The organism is Pseudomonas sp. S09G 359, assembly GCF_002843605.1.
Classification (GTDB): Bacteria; Pseudomonadota; Gammaproteobacteria; order Pseudomonadales; family Pseudomonadaceae; genus Aquipseudomonas.
Map to the genome: position 1 here is coordinate 6,243,945 of NZ_CP025263.1, position 18,812 is coordinate 6,262,756.

17 protein-coding genes are annotated in these 18,812 nt (G+C 60.5%); 5 read left to right on the forward strand and 12 right to left on the reverse strand.

Translation table 11 applies throughout. The annotated features are described in order from the left end of the window. Positions 1-5: 5 nt before the first annotated feature. Positions 6-1,259 (reverse strand): serine hydroxymethyltransferase, encoded by a 1,254-nt coding sequence (gene glyA, locus CXQ82_RS28765; RefSeq protein ID WP_101273320.1) that lies wholly within the window; start codon positions 1,257-1,259, stop codon positions 6-8. A gap of 251 nt (positions 1,260-1,510) precedes the next feature. After that, positions 1,511-2,239, reverse strand: a complete 729-nt coding sequence (locus tag CXQ82_RS28770) for a TraX family protein (protein WP_101273321.1) — start codon at positions 2,237-2,239, stop codon at positions 1,511-1,513. Positions 2,240-2,329: 90 nt separating this feature from the next. Between CXQ82_RS28770 and CXQ82_RS28775 the strand changes: the two genes are divergently transcribed. Next, positions 2,330-3,370 (forward strand): low specificity L-threonine aldolase, encoded by a 1,041-nt coding sequence (locus tag CXQ82_RS28775; protein WP_101273322.1) that lies wholly within the window; start codon positions 2,330-2,332, stop codon positions 3,368-3,370. A gap of 194 nt (positions 3,371-3,564) precedes the next feature. After that, entirely contained in the window at positions 3,565-3,765 is a 201-nt protein-coding gene (locus CXQ82_RS28780; RefSeq protein ID WP_101273323.1) for a hypothetical protein, read from the forward strand. Positions 3,766-3,820: 55 nt separating this feature from the next. Here CXQ82_RS28780 and gbcB read toward each other — a convergent pair whose 3' ends face one another. After that, entirely contained in the window at positions 3,821-4,921 is a 1,101-nt protein-coding gene (gbcB, locus tag CXQ82_RS28785) for a glycine-betaine demethylase subunit GbcB (RefSeq protein WP_101273324.1), read from the reverse strand. 284 nt (positions 4,922-5,205) lie between these two features. Here gbcB and gbcA point away from each other — a divergent pair, with 284 nt between their 5' ends. After that, positions 5,206-6,501: a glycine-betaine demethylase subunit GbcA gene (gene gbcA, locus CXQ82_RS28795; RefSeq protein ID WP_101273325.1), complete on the forward strand. Its 1,296-nt coding sequence runs from the start codon at positions 5,206-5,208 to the stop codon at positions 6,499-6,501. 596 nt (positions 6,502-7,097) lie between these two features. On the opposite strand, the gene CXQ82_RS28800 is transcribed toward gbcA, so the two are convergent. The 6 genes from CXQ82_RS28800 to CXQ82_RS28825 form a co-directional block, all read right to left on the reverse strand. Then, positions 7,098-7,868 carry an electron transfer flavoprotein subunit beta gene (locus CXQ82_RS28800; protein WP_101273326.1) on the reverse strand — a complete coding sequence of 257 codons (771 nt, stop codon included), beginning with the start codon at positions 7,866-7,868 and terminating at the stop codon, positions 7,098-7,100. Between the two features lie 10 nt (positions 7,869-7,878). Continuing rightward, a complete protein-coding gene (locus CXQ82_RS28805; protein ID WP_101273327.1) occupies positions 7,879-9,099 on the reverse strand; it encodes an electron transfer flavoprotein subunit alpha/FixB family protein in 1,221 nt (406 codons plus the stop codon). Beyond that, positions 9,099-11,042, reverse strand: a complete 1,944-nt coding sequence (gene dgcB / locus CXQ82_RS28810; RefSeq protein WP_101273328.1) for a dimethylglycine demethylation protein DgcB — start codon at positions 11,040-11,042, stop codon at positions 9,099-9,101. The genes CXQ82_RS28805 and dgcB overlap by 1 nt, the downstream gene beginning before the upstream one ends. Before the next feature lie 157 nt (positions 11,043-11,199). Then, positions 11,200-13,260, reverse strand: coding sequence for a dimethylglycine demethylation protein DgcA (gene dgcA, locus CXQ82_RS28815; RefSeq protein WP_101273329.1), 2,061 nt, complete (start codon positions 13,258-13,260; stop codon positions 11,200-11,202). 16 nt (positions 13,261-13,276) lie between these two features. Continuing rightward, complete coding sequence (locus CXQ82_RS28820; protein WP_101273330.1) at positions 13,277-13,807, reverse strand: DUF5943 domain-containing protein; 531 nt, start codon at positions 13,805-13,807, stop codon at positions 13,277-13,279. A 55-nt stretch (positions 13,808-13,862) separates the two neighbouring features. After that, entirely contained in the window at positions 13,863-14,840 is a 978-nt protein-coding gene (locus CXQ82_RS28825; RefSeq protein WP_016972866.1) for a dipeptidase, read from the reverse strand. A 218-nt stretch (positions 14,841-15,058) separates the two neighbouring features. Here CXQ82_RS28825 and CXQ82_RS28830 point away from each other — a divergent pair, with 218 nt between their 5' ends. Further along, positions 15,059-15,460, forward strand: coding sequence for a lysozyme inhibitor LprI family protein (locus CXQ82_RS28830; RefSeq protein WP_032884009.1), 402 nt, complete (start codon positions 15,059-15,061; stop codon positions 15,458-15,460). 41 nt (positions 15,461-15,501) lie between these two features. Further along, entirely contained in the window at positions 15,502-15,918 is a 417-nt protein-coding gene (locus tag CXQ82_RS28835) for a DUF3010 family protein (RefSeq protein ID WP_101273331.1), read from the forward strand. A 7-nt stretch (positions 15,919-15,925) separates the two neighbouring features. Here the strand turns inward: CXQ82_RS28835 and CXQ82_RS28840 are convergent, their stop codons facing one another. From CXQ82_RS28840 to CXQ82_RS28850, 3 genes are all read right to left on the reverse strand, one after another. Continuing rightward, positions 15,926-16,354 carry a hypothetical protein gene (locus CXQ82_RS28840; protein ID WP_101273332.1) on the reverse strand — a complete coding sequence of 143 codons (429 nt, stop codon included), beginning with the start codon at positions 16,352-16,354 and terminating at the stop codon, positions 15,926-15,928. A 204-nt stretch (positions 16,355-16,558) separates the two neighbouring features. Then, a complete protein-coding gene (locus CXQ82_RS28845; RefSeq protein ID WP_101273333.1) occupies positions 16,559-17,737 on the reverse strand; it encodes an AAA family ATPase in 1,179 nt (392 codons plus the stop codon). 67 nt (positions 17,738-17,804) lie between these two features. Continuing rightward, positions 17,805-18,749: a GlxA family transcriptional regulator gene (locus CXQ82_RS28850; RefSeq protein WP_101273334.1), complete on the reverse strand. Its 945-nt coding sequence runs from the start codon at positions 18,747-18,749 to the stop codon at positions 17,805-17,807. Positions 18,750-18,812 lie beyond the last annotated feature (63 nt).

Consider the following 18,812-nt stretch of genomic DNA (forward strand, 5'->3'; position numbering starts at 1 on the left):
CGCGCTCAGCGATAAACCGGGAAATCAGCGCACAGGGCAGATACGTGTTTGGCCACGTTGGCCTCGACGTCGGCATCGCCGAGGTTGTCGAGGATGTCGCAGATCCAGCCGGCCAACTCGACGCACTGCGCCACTTTGAAACCACGCGTGGTCACCGCCGGGGTGCCGATGCGCAGGCCCGAGGTCACGAACGGCGACTGCGGGTCATTCGGCACAGCGTTCTTGTTGACGGTGATGTGGGCGCGACCGAGGGCGGCGTCCGCCTCTTTGCCGGTGAGGCCCTGACGGATCAGGCTGACCAGGAACAGGTGGTTATCAGTGCCGCCGGACACTACATCGTAGCCGCGCTTGATAAACACGCTGGCCATGGCCTGGGCGTTGTCGATCACCTGTTGCTGGTAGACCTTGAAGCCAGGCTCCTGGGCTTCCTTGAAGCACACGGCCTTGCCGGCGATGACGTGCATCAGCGGGCCGCCCTGGGCGCCGGGGAATACCGCTGCGTTGAGTTTCTTTTCAATTTCTTCGTTGGACTTGGCCAGGATCAGGCCGCCACGTGGACCGCGCAGGGTCTTGTGGGTGGTGGTGGTGACCACATCGGCGTAAGGCAGCGGGTTCGGGTACAGGCCGGCGGCAACCAGGCCGGCGACGTGGGCCATGTCGACGAACAGCAGCGCGCCCACCTTGTCGGCGATCGCACGGAAACGTGGGAAATCCAGGGTCTTGGAGTAGGCAGAAAAACCGGCCACGACCATTTTCGGCTGGTGTTCCACGGCCAGGCGCTCGACTTCGTCGTAGTCGATCAGGCCGGTGTCGGTGTTGATGCCGTACTGTACGGCGTTGTACAGCTTGCCCGAAGACGACACTTTGGCGCCGTGGGTCAGGTGGCCGCCGTGGGCCAGACTCATGCCCAGGATGGTGTCGCCGGCTTGCAGCAGGGCCAGGTACACGGCGCTGTTGGCGGAGGAACCGGAGTGTGGCTGCACGTTGGCGTAATCGGCGCCGAACAGTTGCTTGGCGCGTTCGATGGCCAGCGCCTCGACCTTATCCACGTGCTCGCAGCCGCCGTAGTAGCGCTTGCCCGGGTAGCCTTCGGCGTATTTGTTGGTGAGGCCGCTGCCTTGGGCTTCCATCACGCGCTTGCTGGTGTAGTTCTCTGACGCGATCAGCTCGATATGATCTTCCTGACGCTGCTCCTCGGCATTCATGGCCGCCAGCAGTGCGTCGTCATATCCCTGAATCTGGTCTTGTTTGCTGAACATCGCGTCTCTCCCAGCCTTTCGTATTGTTAAGGCCCGTGCAGAGCCCTTTGATGCGATGGTAGGGCTGGCGCCAGCAGGTCAAATGCCTACGGACGCCACGCAAAGGTGCGTTTACGACATGACGGCAACTACACCGATTAAATGTGGGAGGGGGCTCGCCCCCGATAGCGGTGGATCAGCTTGCACCTAGGCTGGCTGACACTCCGCAATCGGGGGCAAGTCGAACCGTCGCACCGCCCCTCCCACAAGGGTTAGGCGATGATCTGACGGACGAGTAGGAGCAGCAGGAAATGCAGGGGATAGAGTACATACGCCCAGCGACGCATGGCGGGCGGCGAGACGTTTTGAGCATGTCGCAATAAGACCAAGCCGGCCAAAGGCGCGATCAGGCAGGCGGCCAACCCGGTCAGTGCCACGGTTGAGCCGCTGTTGAGCAAAATCTGCCATTGATTCGCCGCCACGCAGACCAACCCCGGCAACACGCTGAAATACCATGGCCGACGGAACACCAGCAGCAGCGCCAACGGCAGCAATACACCAAAAAAACCAAACATGAGCTGTGTGGAAAACACCGCCGCTACGCCGAGGGCGATCAGCGCCAATCCTCGATCAATAACCGCCTTCTGCTGCCATCCTCGGACAACCAGCAGACCCAGCGCCAAGGTCGGCAACACGTTCAACGTATCGGCATCCTCGATAAACAGCCGATACGGCACTTCGCTGATCACACTGAACAGCAGCAGCCAGCCCAGGTAGCGCCATTGGCCGGTTACCGGGGCTTTTCGCACCCGATGCAGGTTCGCCGCAATCGCCAGGCAAAACCACGGGAACGCCAGGCGCCCCGGCACGTACAGACCATCCAGACTCAAGCCCACATAACGCAGGTGATCCAGCACCATGCTCAGCAGGGCCAGCCACTTGAGCAGATCCAAGGCGCCATCACGGACGCGTCTTACAGGCGTGGTTTGAGTACCGTGCATAATTCCCCAGTGACTTTGCGTTTACAGAGCGTGCGCACCCGCGACAATCTTGGTTACAGTGCGCACCAACATCGACCACAGGAATGGGCCATGACCGACAAGAGCCAACAATTCGCCAGTGACAACTATTCCGGCATCTGCCCGGAAGCCTGGGCCGCCATGGAACAAGCCAACCAGGGCCATCAACGCGCTTACGGCGATGATGAATGGACCCACCGCGCCGCCGACGGTTTCCGCAACTTGTTCGAAACCGACTGCGAAGTGTTCTTCGCCTTCAACGGTACGGCCGCCAACTCCCTGGCGCTGTCCTCGCTGTGCCAGAGCTACCATAGCGTGATTTGCTCGGAAACCGCCCACGTCGAAACCGACGAATGCGGCGCGCCGGAGTTTTTCTCCAACGGCTCCAAACTGCTCACCGCGCGCACCGAAAACGGCAAGCTGACCCCAGAGTCGATCCGCGAGATCGCCCTCAAGCGCCAGGACATACACTATCCAAAGCCGCGCGTGGTGACCCTGACCCAGGCCACCGAAGTCGGCAGCGTGTACACCCCGGAAGAAATCCGCGCCATCAGCGTCACCTGCAAGGAACTGGGGCTGAACCTGCACATGGACGGCGCGCGCTTCTCCAACGCCTGCGCATTCCTCGGCTGCTCGCCGGCCGACCTGACCTGGAAAGCCGGCGTGGATGTGCTGTGCTTTGGCGGCACCAAGAACGGCATGGCCGTGGGTGAGGCGATCCTGTTCTTCAACCACAAGCTGGCCGAAGACTTCGACTACCGCTGCAAACAGGCCGGGCAACTGGCCTCGAAGATGCGCTTCCTATCCGCACCGTGGGTAGGCCTGTTGGAAAACGACGCCTGGCTCAAACACGCCCGCCACGCCAACAGCTGCGCGCAATTGCTCAGCAGCCTGGTGGCGGATATTCCTGGCGTGGAGCTGATGTTCCCGGTGCAGGCCAACGGCGTGTTCCTGCAACTCTCGGAGCCGGCAATTGCCGCACTGACAGCCAAGGGCTGGCGGTTCTACACCTTCATCGGCAAGGGTGGCGCGCGCTTCATGTGTGCGTGGGATACCGAGGAAGAGCGCGTAAGAGAATTAGCCGCAGATATACGGGAAGTGATGAACGCTTAATGTAGTCATTCGGCCCCCGTGCGATGGCCAAATGCCGAGACTGTTTTTTGATATTTCTGACAGTGTCGCACCTGAATTTCTTTGACTAGCCTCTTGGAACCCGGAAGGAAAGCGCCGATACATCGGCCACCTTCCGGGACTACCTGCCTGCCGAACATTCGGCCGGAAACGGAAATCCAGCAGAGGGCTACACCATGGAAAACCAACTCTACCTCAACCACTCGCACGGCGAAGGCGCCATCACCACCACGGTCATTGACTGGGATGAGTTCAGGAAGTGCGTCAACGTCGGCGACACTATCCAAGAGCAAACGCGGACCCTGAGGGTCACCGACAAAGTCTATGAACTGACAGGCTCCGGCCAGCACTTTGTGGTGCACGTCTACGCCCAGTAACCGTTAACCCCTAAGGCCCGCGTCGAAGCTTCATGACCTTCGACGCGGGATCGATTCAAAACTCAATCCGCACATCACCCTTTGGCACACTGCAGCACGACAAGATATAACCCTCGGCCTCGTCGTCCTCGGTAATCCCGCCGTTGTGGTCCATCTCGACTTCCCCGCCCAGCTTCAACACCTTGCACGTCCCGCAAATGCCCATGCCGCACGCCTTGGGAATCAGCAAACCAAGCTTGGCCGCCGCCGCGTGCACGGTTTCACCCGGGGCCACACGAATGCTTTTGCCGGACGAGATAAATTCGACTTGATGCAGGTCCGCCAGATCGACTTCCGGCGCATCCGCTGCGATTTCTGCCTGTTCCACCGCATCGGCACGGGCTTCCGGCGGCGTGGCGCCGAAGGATTCTTCGTGGTACCGCGACATGTCGAAACCGGCCACTTCCAGCAGGCGCTTGACGGCATTCATGTACGGCGTAGGGCCGCAGCAAAACACTTCGCGCTCAAGGAAGTCAGGCACCATCAATTCCAGCATCTTGTGGTTCAAGTAGCCGCGATAACCGGCCCAGGGTTCACCCAGGCCATGCTTCTCACAGATCAGGTGCAGGCTGAAGTTGTCGATCCGCGACGCCATGTGCTCCAGCTCGCGGTGGTAGATGATGTCTTTGGGCGAGCGGGCGCTGTGGATAAACGTCATGTCGACATTGGCGTTGGTGTCGTAGAACCAGCGCGCCATGGACATCACCGGCGTAATCCCCACGCCGCCGCTGAGGTACAGCACTTTTGGGCTGGGGAAGTCGATGGCATTGAACAGCCCGACCGGCCCGTGCACCGCCAGCTCCTGGCCCTCGTGCAAGGTATCGTGCAACCAGTTGGAAACCTTGCCGCCCGGCACGCGCTTGATGGTCACCGAAAAGCTGTACGGCACCGACGGTGAACTGGAAATCGTGTAGGAGCGCATGATCGGCTGCCCTTCGATCTCCAGCTCCAGGGTGACGAATTGCCCCGGCTTGAAAAAGAACAGGATCGGCTGGTCGGCCATGAAGCAAAAGGTGCGCACGTCCCAGGTTTCCTGGATGACTTTGACGCAACGGACAATGTGCCGACCATTGGCCCAGGTCTGGGTGGTTACCGGGTTCAGGAAGCTGTTGGACATGCTGACTCTCCACTGCCGATGTTCGGCTTTATGGTGGCGATTCTGCGTAACGCCGGAACCGCCCATTTACCTATCTGCGACATTCACATACTTATCGCGACCAGCCCCCAGGCACCTAGGGTTGCGCGTCGGGATCAGAGTGGGCCATGTCGCTAATGGATAAGGTTCGACGCAACGCCGGCCCCACACTCGCTTCCAACAACAACGCTTTCTTTACGCCTTGCATAGCATCAACCGTAGCCACTATTCGCCGGCCACACAGAATGGCCATGAGGACACACACGATGGACGTCACCGCAACCTTAAGCTTGGGCGATCCGCTGGAACCCGCACGCAAGGCCACCGCGCAAATGCTGCAAGAACGCGAGCGCACCTTTTCGCTGCCGCAGCCGTTCTACTCTGATGAGCGGTTGTTTGATATCGACATGCAGGAGATCTTCCAGAAAGAGTGGTTGATTGCCGGCATGACCTGCGAAATCCCGGCCAAGGGCAACTACCTGACCCTGCAAATCGGCAAGAACCCGATCATCGTGATCCGCGGCGCCGAGGGCGTGGTGCATGCGTTCCACAACGTGTGCCGGCACCGTGGTTCGCGCTTGTGCACCAGCGACAAAGGCAAGGTCGCCAAACTGGTCTGCCACTACCACCAGTGGACCTACGAACTGGACGGCCGCCTGCTGTTCGCCGGCACCGAGATGGGCGCCGACTTCGACATGAAGCAATACGGCCTCAAACCCGTGAACGTGAAAACAGCTGGCGGCTATATCTTCATCAGCCTGGCCGAGAACCCGCCGGCCATCGATGACTTCCTGTCGACGCTGAACCACTACATGGAACCCTACGACATGGAGAACACCAAGGTGGCGATTACCACCACCTTGATGGAAAAAGCCAACTGGAAGCTGGTGCTGGAAAACAACCGCGAGTGCTACCACTGCAACGCGTCGCACCCGGAACTGTTGAAAACCCTGCTGGAATGGGACGACGTGACCGACCCGCGCGCCGACCAGGCCTTCAAGGACCACGTGGCCGCCTCCGCCGCCGCCTGGGATGCCGAGAAGATCCCTTACGCCCACGCCAGCTTCGGCCTGCGTAACCGCATCGTGCGCATGCCGCTGCTCAAGGGCACCGTGTCGATGACCCTGGATGGCAAACAGGGCTGCGCCAAGCTGATGGGCCGCATCAAGAACCCGGACCTGGGCTCGATGCGCATCCTGCACCTGCCGCACTCGTGGAACCACTGCATGGGCGACCACATCATCGTGTTCACCGTGTGGCCGATCAGCGCCCAGGAAACCATGGTCACCACCAAGTGGCTGGTGCACAAGGACGCCGTGGAAGGCGTGGACTACGACGTGGAGCGCATGCGCCAGGTGTGGGACGCCACCAACGACCAGGACCGTCGCCTGGCCGAAGAAAACCAGCGCGGCATCAACTCCACCGCCTACCAACCCGGCCCGTACTCCAAGACTTATGAGTTTGGTGTGGTTAACTTTGTGGATTGGTACAGCGAGCGTCTGTTGAACAACCTGGGCGCGGCACCCGCGCCTTACCTCAAGGGTGTGGCGGCACACGAGTAATGCTCTGATTGTCAGGGTTCCGGACTGTACAAAAAACAGCCAGAACCCTGACAACCCCCATCTGCCCTGCCTTCCAGCCATTGCCCAACAACTTATCCACAGAGCCACCCACAGCAATTGTGGGCAACTGATGCTTTTTCCCAAAATAAACCGAAGAAAATCCGTGACTTATTCAAAGCCAGGGGTTTTATCCTCTATTGGTTGTTTTTTGATCTAAAGTCTGTAGGCCACGTTTTGTATGGGCTGTAGAGGAACGCAAACACCTTATCCACAGAAGCGCCAACAGACTTTGGGGGCAACTTTGGGGTGTCTGTGGAAAACTGCGTGCAGGTTAGTGAAACTGGGGGTTTCAGAGGGATTTGGAGGGGAAAAGCCAGGATTGATCATTTTTTAAACAGAACTCTACACGCCTTTAACTACGTGGCTTGCAGCAGATAGCAAACATCTTATCCACACGCAGGCTAACAGGCATTGTGGGTAAACCGGCAGCACTACAAAACAATGTGGGAGGGGGCTTGCCCCCGATTAGGGAGTGTCAGTTGATACAGCCTTGACTGACCCACCGCTATCGGGGGCAAGCCCCCTCCCACATTTGTTTAGCGTACGACGCCTTCTTCGATGAGCAGCTTGAGAATAGCGTCCGCGCCGGCTTCCGGGCTTAGGCCCTTAAGCACCTGCCCGCCCCCCCCACTAGCCTTGGCCGTAGCCGCCTTCATACGGTCCGCGCCGCTCTTGGCCTTGATCACCTTGAGCCGCTTGGGCCGCGGCTTGGCCGGCTGCAGCACTGCGCCTGTGAATAACTCGTCTTCCTCAACCTCGACCTCATGGGCCGCCAGCTCGCCGCGTTGCGCCGGGCCATAGGCGCTTTGCCGAGGCTTGGGTGCGGCGTTATCCACAGTGGCCAGAAACGGCAGGCGCACTTTCAAGCGCCGCCGCTGGCCACGGGGCAAGGCTTGCAGGACATGGGCCACGCCGCCGTCGATGGACTCTACCTGCGCCAGGCCCACAATCAGCGGCCAGCCCAATTGCTCGGCCAGCAGGAACGGCAGCATGCCCGAACCTTCGCCGGTTTCCGCCTGGCTGCCGGTGAGCACCACCTGGGCACCCGCGTCACGCAAATAGTCACTGAGCACCGGCAGCGCGTCGGCGCCGGCGGGCTGCTCCAGCACCTGCAACTGTGGCAAGCCCATGCCCAGGTAGCTGCGCAAGGTCGGTTCGTGGATATTGCCAGCGTGCAGCACCTGCAACTTATCCCCAGCCATTTGCAGACCCAACTCGACGGCGCGCGCGTCCTGCTCGGCGCGGCGTGGACGGCCGGAGGTCGGGTGGGCGCCGATGGATACCAGGCTGATTACATTCGTGGTCATGACCATATCCTTAAGCTGCATCGCGCTTGGCGCCGTTGCGGTAGGTGTCGACCGCCGCGATCAAGGCCTGCAGGATCGCGGCGCTGTCGCCGATCACCGACAGGTCGGCTCGCTTGATCATGTCGCAGCCCGGGTCGAGGTTGATCGCCACCACCTTGTCGCAGGCACCGATGCCTTGCAGGTGCTGGATCGCCCCGGAGATACCTACCGCTACGTAAACCCGCGCTGTGACCCAGGTGCCGCTGGCGCCGACCTGGCGATCACGCGCCATAAAGCCATCGTCCACCGCCACCCGCGACGCGCCTTCGGTGGCGCCAAGGGCGGCGGCGGCCTGGTGGAACAGCGCCCAGTCCTTGACCCCATTGCCACCGGAGAAAATGAATTCGGCCTCGGCCATGGGAATCGCCCCTGGGTCCACCGCCACCGCGCCAAGGTCTTCGATACGCGGCAGGCTGCGCGCCAGGCTTGTGGATAACTCCACGGGCAATACTTCGTGACGCGTTTCGCTGACCGGTTCGGCACATTCGACGGCGGCCAGGATCAGGCGTGGCAGCGGCCGCGCCAAATCCTCCCGACCCGCACCGGCGCGGCCGATGCATTCCTCGCCCTTGATCTGCCACACCCGGGTAGCCGGGCGCTCCTTGAGGCTGGCGGCAAAACGCCGGCCCAGTTCGCCACCACCACTGCGGCTGTCGGGCAGCAACCAGTGGCGCGGGTTGAACTGGTTATCCACAGCCCGCAGGCCTTGCACGCGTTGCTCCGGTGCATAACCTTCGAACTCATGACCTTCCAGTACCAGCAGGCGATCAACGCCCGCCGTGGCGAACGCGCTTTCCTTATGTTCACCAAACACCACCGCCAGTACTGCGCCGTCGCTGCCGGCGAGTTGCCGGGCGAGGCCAAGCAGGTCGCGGTCGTGGCTGCTCAGGCGGCCACCGACCATGTCCGGCACCACGTTGATGTAAAACGCCGGTGCTGCGATCTGGTGCAGCGGCAACTGCACTTCCACCGCTGCCGTGCGTTTGGCCGCGCCACCCTGCTGGGCGCCGCTGCGGTCGATGCGCTTGATACCGTTGGGGCCGATAAAACCCACACCGTGGACGTTCTTGCGGATAACCCCGTTGGGCCCCATCCAGCTGTGTTGCACCGGCTGCATTGCCGCGTGCAGCGGGTGCAGGCGGTTGCGGGCGATCCATTCGGCGCGTGGATCGCGGCGGATAATGTCGCTCATCAGTGCACCTCCGCAGGCTCAAGTTTTAGAGGGGCTTTAACCGGCGCAGCGTCTTCGAGCAACGCGTCGGCCACCAGTTCGGCGATGTCCTTGATCAGCGGGCGCGGTTCGACCACGCCTTCGAGCATCGCGGTGCATTGCGGGCAACCCACGGCCACCAGTTCGGCGCCGGTTTCGCGGATGTCTTCCATGCGCATATCGGGGATACGTTGCTTACCGGGAATGTCAGTGATCGGCGCGCCGCCACCGCCGCCGCAGCAGCGTGAGCGGAAGCCCGAGCGTTGCATCTCCTTGACCTCGATACCCAGCGCGCGCAGCACCTGGCGCGGCGCCTCGTATTCGCCGTTGTAGCGGCCCAGATAACAAGGATCGTGATAGGTCACGCTGTTGCCCTTGTGCTGGCCCAGGTGCAGCGCGCCGTCACCGATCAACTCGGCCATGAAGGTGCTGTGGTGCTGCACCACATAGTCGCCGTTGAAGGCGCCGTATTCGTTTTTCAGCACATGGAAACTGTGCGGGTCGCACGTGACGATGCGCGTGAAGCTGTACTTGGCCAGAGTCTGGATATTGCGCGTGGCCAGCAGCTGGAAGGTGGCTTCATCGCCCAGGCGTCGTGCCACATCGCCGCTGTCGCGTTCTTCCAGGCCAAGCACGGCAAAGTCGACCTTGGCCGCCTTGAGCACTTTGACGAAGGCGCGCAGGGTGCGCTGGTTGCGCATGTCGAAGGCGCCGTCGCCGACCCAGAACAGCACGTCGCAGCGGCCTGTGTCGCTGAGCAATGGCAGGTTCAAGTCCGCCGCCCAGTTCAAGCGACCGCCCGGGGCGAAGCCGCCGGGGTTGTCGGTGGCGATCAGGTTTTCCAGGACTTCGGCACCCTTGTTCGGCGTGGCGCCTTTTTCCAGGGTGAGGTGGCGGCGCATGTCGACGATGGCGTCCACGTGCTCGATCATCATCGGGCACTCTTCCACGCAGGCGCGGCAGGTGGTGCACGACCACAGGGTCTCGGCGTCGACCAGGCCGTTGACGATCGGTTGGTGTGGGTTGCCGCTGTGTTCGCCGATTGGCTTGCCAGGATAGGGGCTGCCGGCGAACTTGGCATCGGTGCCGCCGGCCAGGCCGACCACCATGTCCTGAATCAATTTTTTCGGGTTCAGCGGCTGGCCGGCAGCGAAGGCCGGGCACGCGGCCTCGCACTTGCCGCACTGCACGCAGGCGTCGAAGCCGAGCAGTTGGTTCCAGGTGAAATCCTTGGGTTTTTCCACGCCCAATGGCGCGGTTTTATCGTTCAGGTCCAACGGTTTCAACCCGGTGGAACGCCCTCCCCCAAAGCGTTCGGCGCGGCGGTGCCAGGCCAGGTGCAAAGCACCGGCGAAGGCGTGTTTCATCGGGCCGCCCCAGGTCATGCCGAAGAACATCTCGGACACGCCCCACGCCACGCCCACACTCAGCAGCGCAGCCAGCAGCCAGCCACCGAAGTCGGCAGGCAGAATCCCGGCCACCGGCAAGGTCACCAGGAAGAAGCTCACCGAGAACGCCATGAGGCTTTTCGGCAGGCGCATCCACGGGCCTTTTGACAGGCGCGCTGGTGGGTTACGCCGACGCAGGTAGACGAATGTGGCGCCGACAAACATCAGCACCGAGGCCAGCAACAAGGCGTAGCCGAGGATGCGGTTATGCAGGCCGAAGCCGTGTACCAGGATCGCCAGCAGCGCCGACAGTACAAAGCCCAGGGCGGTGGCGACGTGGGTGTTGGCGATGTATTTGTCGCGGGCGACCACGTGGTGCAAGTCGACCATGTAGCGCTTGGGCATGGCCAGCAGGCCGCCCAGCAGGTCGACCTTGGACGCGCGGCCACGGCGCCACATGTTCACCCGGCGCAGGGCGCCGAGGACGGCGAGGCCCAGGGCGGCAAACAAGAGAATAGGCAGCAAGGTGTTCAACATGGTGAAGCTCCCACAGACCACACAAATCTAAAGTGAAACTGGCCCTGAAATGTGGGAGGGGGCTTGCCCCCGATGAGGGAGTGTCAGTTGATACAGCTTTGGCTGACTCACCGCTATCGGGGGCAAGCCCCCTCCCACATTTTTGGCCATGCGCGGGTCAGAAATCCTTGCAAAGGCGCAGGGCGTCATAGATCGCGGCGTGGGTATTGCGCTGCGCCACACAGTCGCCGATGCGGAACAGCAAGTACCCGTCACCCGCCTCGCTCAAGCACGGTTGCGGCTTGATCGCGAACAGCGCTTCGACGTCGATCTGGCCCTTGTTGCGCGAACCTTCCTTGAGGGCGTAGTAGATGGCTTCGTCCGGGCGCACGCCGTTCTCCACGACCACCTGGTCCACTACCCGCTCCTCTTTGGCGCCGGTGTATTCGTTCTCCAGCACCGCCACCAGCTTGTCGCCTTCGCGGTAGACCTTTTCCAGCATCATGTCGCCGGTCATGATCACTTCCTTGGGGTACATGCTGCGGTAGTAGGTCGGGAACGACGTACCGCCGATGGCCACGCCCGGCTTGATATCGTCGGTGACGATTTCCACCTGGCTGCCCTTGTCCGCGAGGAAATCCGCCACCGACATGCCGGTGAACTCACAGATGGTGTCGTACACCAGCACGTTCTTGCCCGGCGCGACTTTGCCGTCAAGCACGTCCCAGCTACTCACCACCAGGCCTTCAGCGGCGCCCCAATGTTCGTTCTGCTCGACGTTCGGGTGCCCGCCCACCGCCAGCACGACGACGTCCGGACGCAGGTCCAGGATGGTGTCGGCATCGGCGGCCACGCCCAGGCGCAGGTCGACTTTCAAGCGCGCCAGTTCCAGCTGGAACCAGCGGGTAATACCGGCGATCTGGTCACGCTGCGGGGCTTTCGACGCCGTGGTGATCTGCCCGCCGATAAATTCCTTTTTCTCGAACAGGGTCACGTCGTGGCCACGTTCGGCCGCTACACGTGCGGCCTCCATCCCGGCCGGGCCGGCACCCACCACCACGACTTTGCGCTTGGGCCCGGTGGACTTCTCGATGATGTGCGGCACGCCCATGTATTCACGCGAGGTCGCGGCGTTCTGGATGCACAGCACGTCCAGCCCTTGATACTGACGGTCGATGCAGTAGTTGGCGCCGACGCACTGTTTGATCTGGTCGATCTGGCCCATCTTGATCTTGGCGATCAGGTGCGGGTCGGCAATGTGTGCACGGGTCATGCCGACCATGTCCACGTAGCCACCTTCCAGAATGCGCGTGGCCTGGTTCGGGTCCTTGATGTTCTGCGCGTGCAGCACCGGGACCTTGACCACTTCCTTGATACCGGCCGCCAAATGCAGGAACGGCTCCGGTGGATAACTCATGTTGGGGATAACGTTGGCCAGGGTGTTGTGGGTGTCACAACCCGAGCCCACCACACCGATAAAATCCAGCATGCCGGTGTCGTCGTAATACTTGGCGATCTGCTTCATATCCTCGTGGGACAGGCCGTCCGGGTGGAACTCGTCGCCGCACAGGCGCATGCCCACGCAGAAGTCGTCACCGACCTCGGCGCGCACGGCCTTCAACACTTCCAGGCCGAACTTCATGCGGCCTTCGAAGGTGCCACCCCATTCGTCAGTACGCTTGTTGACCCGTGGGCTCCAGAACTGGTCGATCATGTGCTGGTGCACGGCGGACAATTCCACACCGTCCAGGCCACCGGCCTTGGCGCGTTTGGCGGCGCTGGCGTAGTTGCCGATCACCCGCCAGATTTCTTCCGGCTCGATGGTCTTGCAAGTGGCGCGGTGCACCGGCTCACGCACACCGGACGGTGACATCAGGGTCGGCCAGTTGAAGCCGTCCCAACGCGAGCGACGGCCCATATGGGTAATCTGGATCATGATCTTGGCGCCATGCTTGTGCATGGCATCGGCCAGGTTCTGGAAGTGCGGGATGATGCGGTCGGTGGACAGGTTGACCGAACTCCACCACTCCTGCGGGCTGTCGATGGCCACCACCGACGAGCCGCCACAGATCGCCAGGCCGATACCGCCCTTGGCCTTCTCTTCGTAATACTTCACATAACGGTCGGTGGTCATGCCGCCGTCGGTGGCATACACCTCGGCGTGGGCGGTACTGAGCACGCGATTGCGGATGGTCAGTTTGCCGATCTGGATCGGCGCAAACATTGCTTCGAATGCCATGGCACGGTTCCTCGACTTACAACGGCTTGACGGTGAACAGGCCGTCGTCGTGGCCCTCTTCGGAGCCTCCGTACACTTGCTCGGCTACGGTGCGGAGGTTGCTGCCGCGGGCTTGCAGAATCTGATCCATCGCGCCGGCAAACCAGCCGGTGAACATGTAGTCCACTTTGCGCCCGACCTTGCCGTACACATAGACAAAGGCCGAGTGTTCGAGCTTGACGCTGGCGGTGCCTTTGTCGAGGTCGATGTCCTGGATCTTGAACAGGCCCCAGCCGCGTTGCGACAGGCGCTTCATGTAGTGTTCGAATACCGCGACACCTTCCAGGCCGTGACATTCGGCTTCTTTTTCACACCAGTGCCAGGCGGATTTGTAGCCGGCCTTGTAGAGGATTTCGGCGTAGGCGTCAGCGCCCAATACTTCTTCGATACCCATGTGGTTGTTGACGAAGAAATGGCGCGGCACGTACAGCATCGGCAGGGCGTCGGAGGTCCAGACACCGGTTTCGCTGTCGACTTCGATGGGTAATTGCGGGGCGATCTTGGCCATGGAAACTTAACTCCAGAAAATTCGTTGTGATGATGTTCCGCAGTCGTGCGGTGGCTTACTCGCCCCAAACGTCTTTCAAGACGTTGACCCAGTTCTCGCCCATGATCTTGCGCACCACGCGCTCGCTGTGGCCGCGTTTGAGCAGGGTCTCGGTGAGGTTGGGAAACTCGCCCACGGTGCGGATGCCCAGCGGGTTGATGATCTTGCCGAAGCTGGTCAGGCGGCGGGCGTAGCCCTTGTCATGGGTCAGCATTTCGAAGAAATCCTGGCCATGGCCCTGGGTAAAGTCGGTGCCGATGCCGATGGCGTCTTCGCCAACGATGTTCATGGTGTATTCGATGGCTTCGGCGTAGTCGTCGATGGTCGAATCGATGCCCTTGGCCAGGAACGGCGCAAACATGGTCACGCCGACAAAGCCGCCGTGGTCGGCGATGAACTTCAGCTCTTCATCGGACTTGTTGCGCGGGTGCTCTTTGAGCCCGGACGGCAGGCAGTGGGAGTAGCACACCGGTTTTTTCGATTCGAGGATGACTTCTTCGCTGGTCTTGGAGCCGACGTGGGACAGGTCGCACATGATGCCGACACGGTTCATTTCTCCTACAACCTCACGGCCAAAGCCCGACAGGCCGCCGTCGCGCTCGTAGCAACCGGTACCGACGAGGTTCTGGGTGTTGTAGCACATCTGCACCACACCGACGCCGAGCTGCTTGAAGATCTCGACATAACCGAGCTGGTCTTCAAAGGCATGGGCGTTCTGGAAGCCGAAGATGATGCCGGTCTTGCCTTGTTCCTTGGCTTTGCGGATATCTGCGGTGGTTTTCACCGGGATAACCAGGTCGCTGTTCTCACGGATCAAGGTCTGGCTGGCCACAATATTGTTAATGGTGGCCTGGAAGCCTTCCCACACCGACACGGTGCAGTTGGCGGCGGTGAGGCCACCTTTGCGCATGTCCTCGAACAGGTCGCGGTTCCACTTGGCAATAATCAGCCCGTCGATAACGATGCTGTCGGCGTGCAATTCGGCTGGGCTCATCAGGCGTCCCCTTATTGGCGATTCATGCGCCGAATCGTCTGCCGGCGCTTTGGGGCCAGCATATGCCCAGGGGCTGAACGGACCGGGTGCAAAAACGACAGGGGAATTGCCGAAAGCGTCAATCCGCGACAAAGGCTGCGTAGACATGCCTGACGGGCGACTGTTCTTTGTCTTACGCTTGAGCCAGAATTCCGCATCACCTGATATGAGACGGCGCAATGAAATCGATTTTCCTGGCTTTGGCACTCATCGCAACGGGCGTCCACGCGGCCGAAGACACCGACAGCACGCCGTGCGATGGCATCGAAAACGACAAGCAAACCCTGGAATGCGCCACCTACAACAAAACCACCGCTGAGCAATTGCTCAAGGATAACTATCAGGGCCTGCTGGAACGCATGGGTTCGACCTATGGCAGCGACAAGACCAAGCTGGCCGACATTACCGCTCGTCTGAAGGATGCCCAGCAGAAATGGGAAAAACTGCGCGACGCCGATTGCGCGGTAGACACCTTCCCGGCCGTGACCGGCACCAAGGCCTATGCCATTGCGCAGAATGATTGCCTGGCGCGAATGAGTGATGAGCGGTCGGAGTTTTTGGAGTCGATCGGGCAGGAATAAGCGACAATCCCCGCCACTTTTAACCTGAACCAAGGCCATTCATGACTATCTGCGGCATCGAAATCAAAGGCAGCGAAGCCATTATCGCCGTCGCCTCCCTGGACAACCAGGCGCTGACCCATGTCGCCCTGGCGACCAAGAAAATCGCGCTGGAAGACGACGATGAGGCGGCCAACGTCAAAGCCTTTGCAGCCCAAGTGAAGGCGTTTGTGCAGGCCAACGCCATCAGCCGTATCGCGATCAAGAAGCGCAGCAAGAAAGGCGAATTCGCCGGAGGGCCAACCACCTTCAAGATTGAAGGGGTGTTGCAGTTGCTGGAGGGGGTTGAGGTAACTTTGCTGTCGCCGCAGACCATTAATGCGCAGAACAAAAAGCACAATTTTGATCTGCCGGCGACACTTAATAAGTATCAGCACGAAGCGTATAAAACAGCCTGCTCATGCTTGATTAAGAAATAACCGCATATCAACTTTTGACGCAGTATTCCATCCCGTGCCCACCGCCTTCGTATTGCGGGCCGTAATAATATTTAACAAAGGACACTTTGCCTTCCGGGGTTGGTGTCACTTGGGCGACCGCGACGCCAAAGTCTTTCAAGGCGGGGTCGGTATGGGCGAAGTAGATGCCCAGCGTATCCGCAGTCCCGGCCGCCATCCCGTCATAGCGGGACTTGTCTTCCAGGGTTAAGGTGAAGGTGTAGGCGGCGTACTTGCCAGTGCTTTGCTTGGCGTCGAGTTTCATGTCGACAATACCCTTGAAGTTGCCAATATGCTTATCCTGGCCGGCACATTCATAACGCCCACTGTAACCGGCCCCAGTAAAAGGTACAGGCGCCTGGGCTGCCCAGACTGGGGTGGTACCGAGCGCAATCACAGCAAGTAATTTCTTCAGCATGCAAACCTCATAGGATTACGTAGTGATGTTCCTGGCGTACGTACTTTCATTTCCAGAGCACTTGGCCAAGAATAACTTTGAGACCCATATGACGTTAGCAGCTCGTTTCTATTAGTCGTTACCCACAATAGAAAACAAGAAGTTTCCCACACCTTCCGTGATGTTTCTTACAAGAACATGCTGCGCCACAGCTGACCTCCCACCTTAGTGGGTGATACGGCTTTTATGCTGTAGCCAGTCACCGAACGACTTGTCTTCCAACGCATAACCACCCCGGCCCGACTTCCACACCAGCTCCTTGTCGCGCAGGGCATCGATACAGGCCTGGATGGTCTGGGTGCCCGGCACCAAGTCACTGCCCATGTCTTCCAGCGCTTTGCCCACCGCCGTAAGGGTACTGTCGGTGAACGGCGCGAAGGGCTCGTTGTGTTGCGAACGCTCTACCATCACTTCCAGCACCGCACGCTGTGGGATGGTCAGGGCGTTCCAGGCGCTTTCGAATTCGGTCCACACGCCAGCGCGTAACAGTTCAGCGCGGCTGTGCAGCAATTGACCCAGGTTGCTGGCCTCACCCAACTCCAGCGCCACCTCACCGATGATGGTGCGCAGCATCTCGGGGCGACGCCCTACCAGCTCGAAGGCTTCATCGATATCGGCAGCGTTGAATTGGTTGGTTTTAGCCAAATGCGCGTTGAGGTGCAGGGTGTAAGCCTGGGTGAATTCTTTGCCGAGCAAGGGGAACGGCGTGATGCTGGAGCCGAAGAATGGCTGGCTTTTACCCAATACCAAATGGGCCAGCTTGTCGCGATTGGAACCGGTGAACACCAGATGCAAACCACTGCCATCCTCGTCACGCCCCTGGTTGAGCTGATCCCGCGCGGCCTTCAGCGCGAACATCGCATTGATACCTGAATCGCTGGTCAGGGCGTGCTGTGCTTCGTCAATCACCAGCACGACGGGTTTTTCCGCAGCACTGTGCAGTAACTCCAAAGCCTGGGTCAGGGTCGCGCCCACCGGCAATTGAGGCTTGCTGAAATCCCAGGACAGGGTCCGCAGAAAGCTCAGTTTCTCGATTCCAATGTTCTTGGCCAGCTTGCGAATACCCTTTTCATAGGGCACCAGCGCTGCGGCAATAGCGCTGGCGATCAACTCCGCCGGATCTTTCTCTTTGTCCGCCCACAGATCGACATACACGGCAAGCCAGCCACGGAGCTGACACTCCGGGATCAGATCTTCACGCAAAAAAGTACTCTTGCCCGTGCGACGCGGCGCCGCGAGAAACAGGCCGGAAGTGAAATCCTGGATACCCGCCCCCACCAGGCCATCGGCAATACTGCTCGCCAGGGCGGGGCGACGAAACACAAAGCCGCTGGGCTTGGACATGGTTTATACTCAATTATGGAAACGACTATAAATTATAGTAACGAGTATAATTTACTATAATTGCTCTTCACACAACCTCCCGTCGCCGATCCTCTCGCGGACATTTCGCAAACCGCGCCCGATAACTCCGGGTGAAATACGACGGCGACTCAAACCCGCAGGCAATACTCACCTCCAGCACGCTCATGTCGCTCTGGCGCAGCAGCTGTCGGGCTTTTTCCAGGCGCAGGCCGAGGTAGAAGTTGCTCGGGGTGTCGTTCAGGTGCAGACGAAACAACCGCTCAAGCTGGCGTCGGGTGACTTTGATCGCTTCGGCCAGGGCCAAGGTGCTCAAGGGCGGTTCGGTGTGTTGCTCCATTTCGCCGATCACCTGCACCAGTTTTTTGTTGTTGATGCCGTAGCGCGTGGCGATCTGCATGCGCTGGTGGTCTTTGCGTGGGCGGATGCGACCGAGCACGAATTGTTCGGACACCTGGATCGCCAGGTCCGGGCCGTGGGCCTGGGCGATCAGGTCGAGCATCAGGTCGATGGAGGCGGTGCCGCCGGCGCAGGTGATGCGGCGGCGGTCGATCTCGAACAGTTCCTGGGTCACCGTGAGCTGTGGATAGGATTCCTTGAACGCATCGATGGCTTCCCAGTGCAGGGTCAGGCGGTGGCCGTCGAGCAGGCCGGCTTCAGCCAATACGCAGGCGCCGGTGTCGATGGCGCCGAGGGTCACGCCGTCGTGGTCGAGGCGACGCAACCAGTGTTCCAGGGCTGGGGTGGCGAACTGCAGCGGTTCGAAGCCGGCCACCACCAATAGCGTCGCGCCTTTTTTCAGCGGTTCCAGGGCGGCGTCGGCGTTCACCGACATGCCATTGCTCGCCAACACCGCGCCGCCATCGGCACTCAGAACATGCCAGCGGTACAACTCGCCACGAAAGCGGTTGGCCACCCGCAGCGGCTCCAGTGCGGAGATAAAGCCGATGGCCGAGAAACCCGGCATCAGCAAGAAGTAGAAATCCTGGGACATGGTGGCGCTCTCGTAGGACGGGCAGCGTGCTCACTGTGATACGCCAGTTCAACGGGCCATTCA

Coding starts and splice junctions, on each gene's coding strand:
- glyA (WP_101273320.1), bottom strand. CDS start 1,259: ATGTTCAGCAAACAAGACCAGATTCAGGGATATGACGACGCACTGCTG.
- CXQ82_RS28770 (WP_101273321.1), bottom strand. CDS start 2,239: ATGCACGGTACTCAAACCACGCCTGTAAGACGCGTCCGTGATGGCGCC.
- CXQ82_RS28775 (WP_101273322.1), top strand. CDS start 2,330: ATGACCGACAAGAGCCAACAATTCGCCAGTGACAACTATTCCGGCATC.
- CXQ82_RS28780 (WP_101273323.1), top strand. CDS start 3,565: ATGGAAAACCAACTCTACCTCAACCACTCGCACGGCGAAGGCGCCATC.
- gbcB (WP_101273324.1), bottom strand. CDS start 4,921: ATGTCCAACAGCTTCCTGAACCCGGTAACCACCCAGACCTGGGCCAAT.
- gbcA (WP_101273325.1), top strand. CDS start 5,206: ATGGACGTCACCGCAACCTTAAGCTTGGGCGATCCGCTGGAACCCGCA.
- CXQ82_RS28800 (WP_101273326.1), bottom strand. CDS start 7,868: ATGACCACGAATGTAATCAGCCTGGTATCCATCGGCGCCCACCCGACC.
- CXQ82_RS28805 (WP_101273327.1), bottom strand. CDS start 9,099: ATGAGCGACATTATCCGCCGCGATCCACGCGCCGAATGGATCGCCCGC.
- dgcB (WP_101273328.1), bottom strand. CDS start 11,042: ATGTTGAACACCTTGCTGCCTATTCTCTTGTTTGCCGCCCTGGGCCTC.
- dgcA (WP_101273329.1), bottom strand. CDS start 13,260: ATGGCATTCGAAGCAATGTTTGCGCCGATCCAGATCGGCAAACTGACC.
- CXQ82_RS28820 (WP_101273330.1), bottom strand. CDS start 13,807: ATGGCCAAGATCGCCCCGCAATTACCCATCGAAGTCGACAGCGAAACC.
- CXQ82_RS28825 (WP_016972866.1), bottom strand. CDS start 14,840: ATGAGCCCAGCCGAATTGCACGCCGACAGCATCGTTATCGACGGGCTG.
- CXQ82_RS28830 (WP_032884009.1), top strand. CDS start 15,059: ATGAAATCGATTTTCCTGGCTTTGGCACTCATCGCAACGGGCGTCCAC.
- CXQ82_RS28835 (WP_101273331.1), top strand. CDS start 15,502: ATGACTATCTGCGGCATCGAAATCAAAGGCAGCGAAGCCATTATCGCC.
- CXQ82_RS28840 (WP_101273332.1), bottom strand. CDS start 16,354: ATGCTGAAGAAATTACTTGCTGTGATTGCGCTCGGTACCACCCCAGTC.
- CXQ82_RS28845 (WP_101273333.1), bottom strand. CDS start 17,737: ATGTCCAAGCCCAGCGGCTTTGTGTTTCGTCGCCCCGCCCTGGCGAGC.
- CXQ82_RS28850 (WP_101273334.1), bottom strand. CDS start 18,749: ATGTCCCAGGATTTCTACTTCTTGCTGATGCCGGGTTTCTCGGCCATC.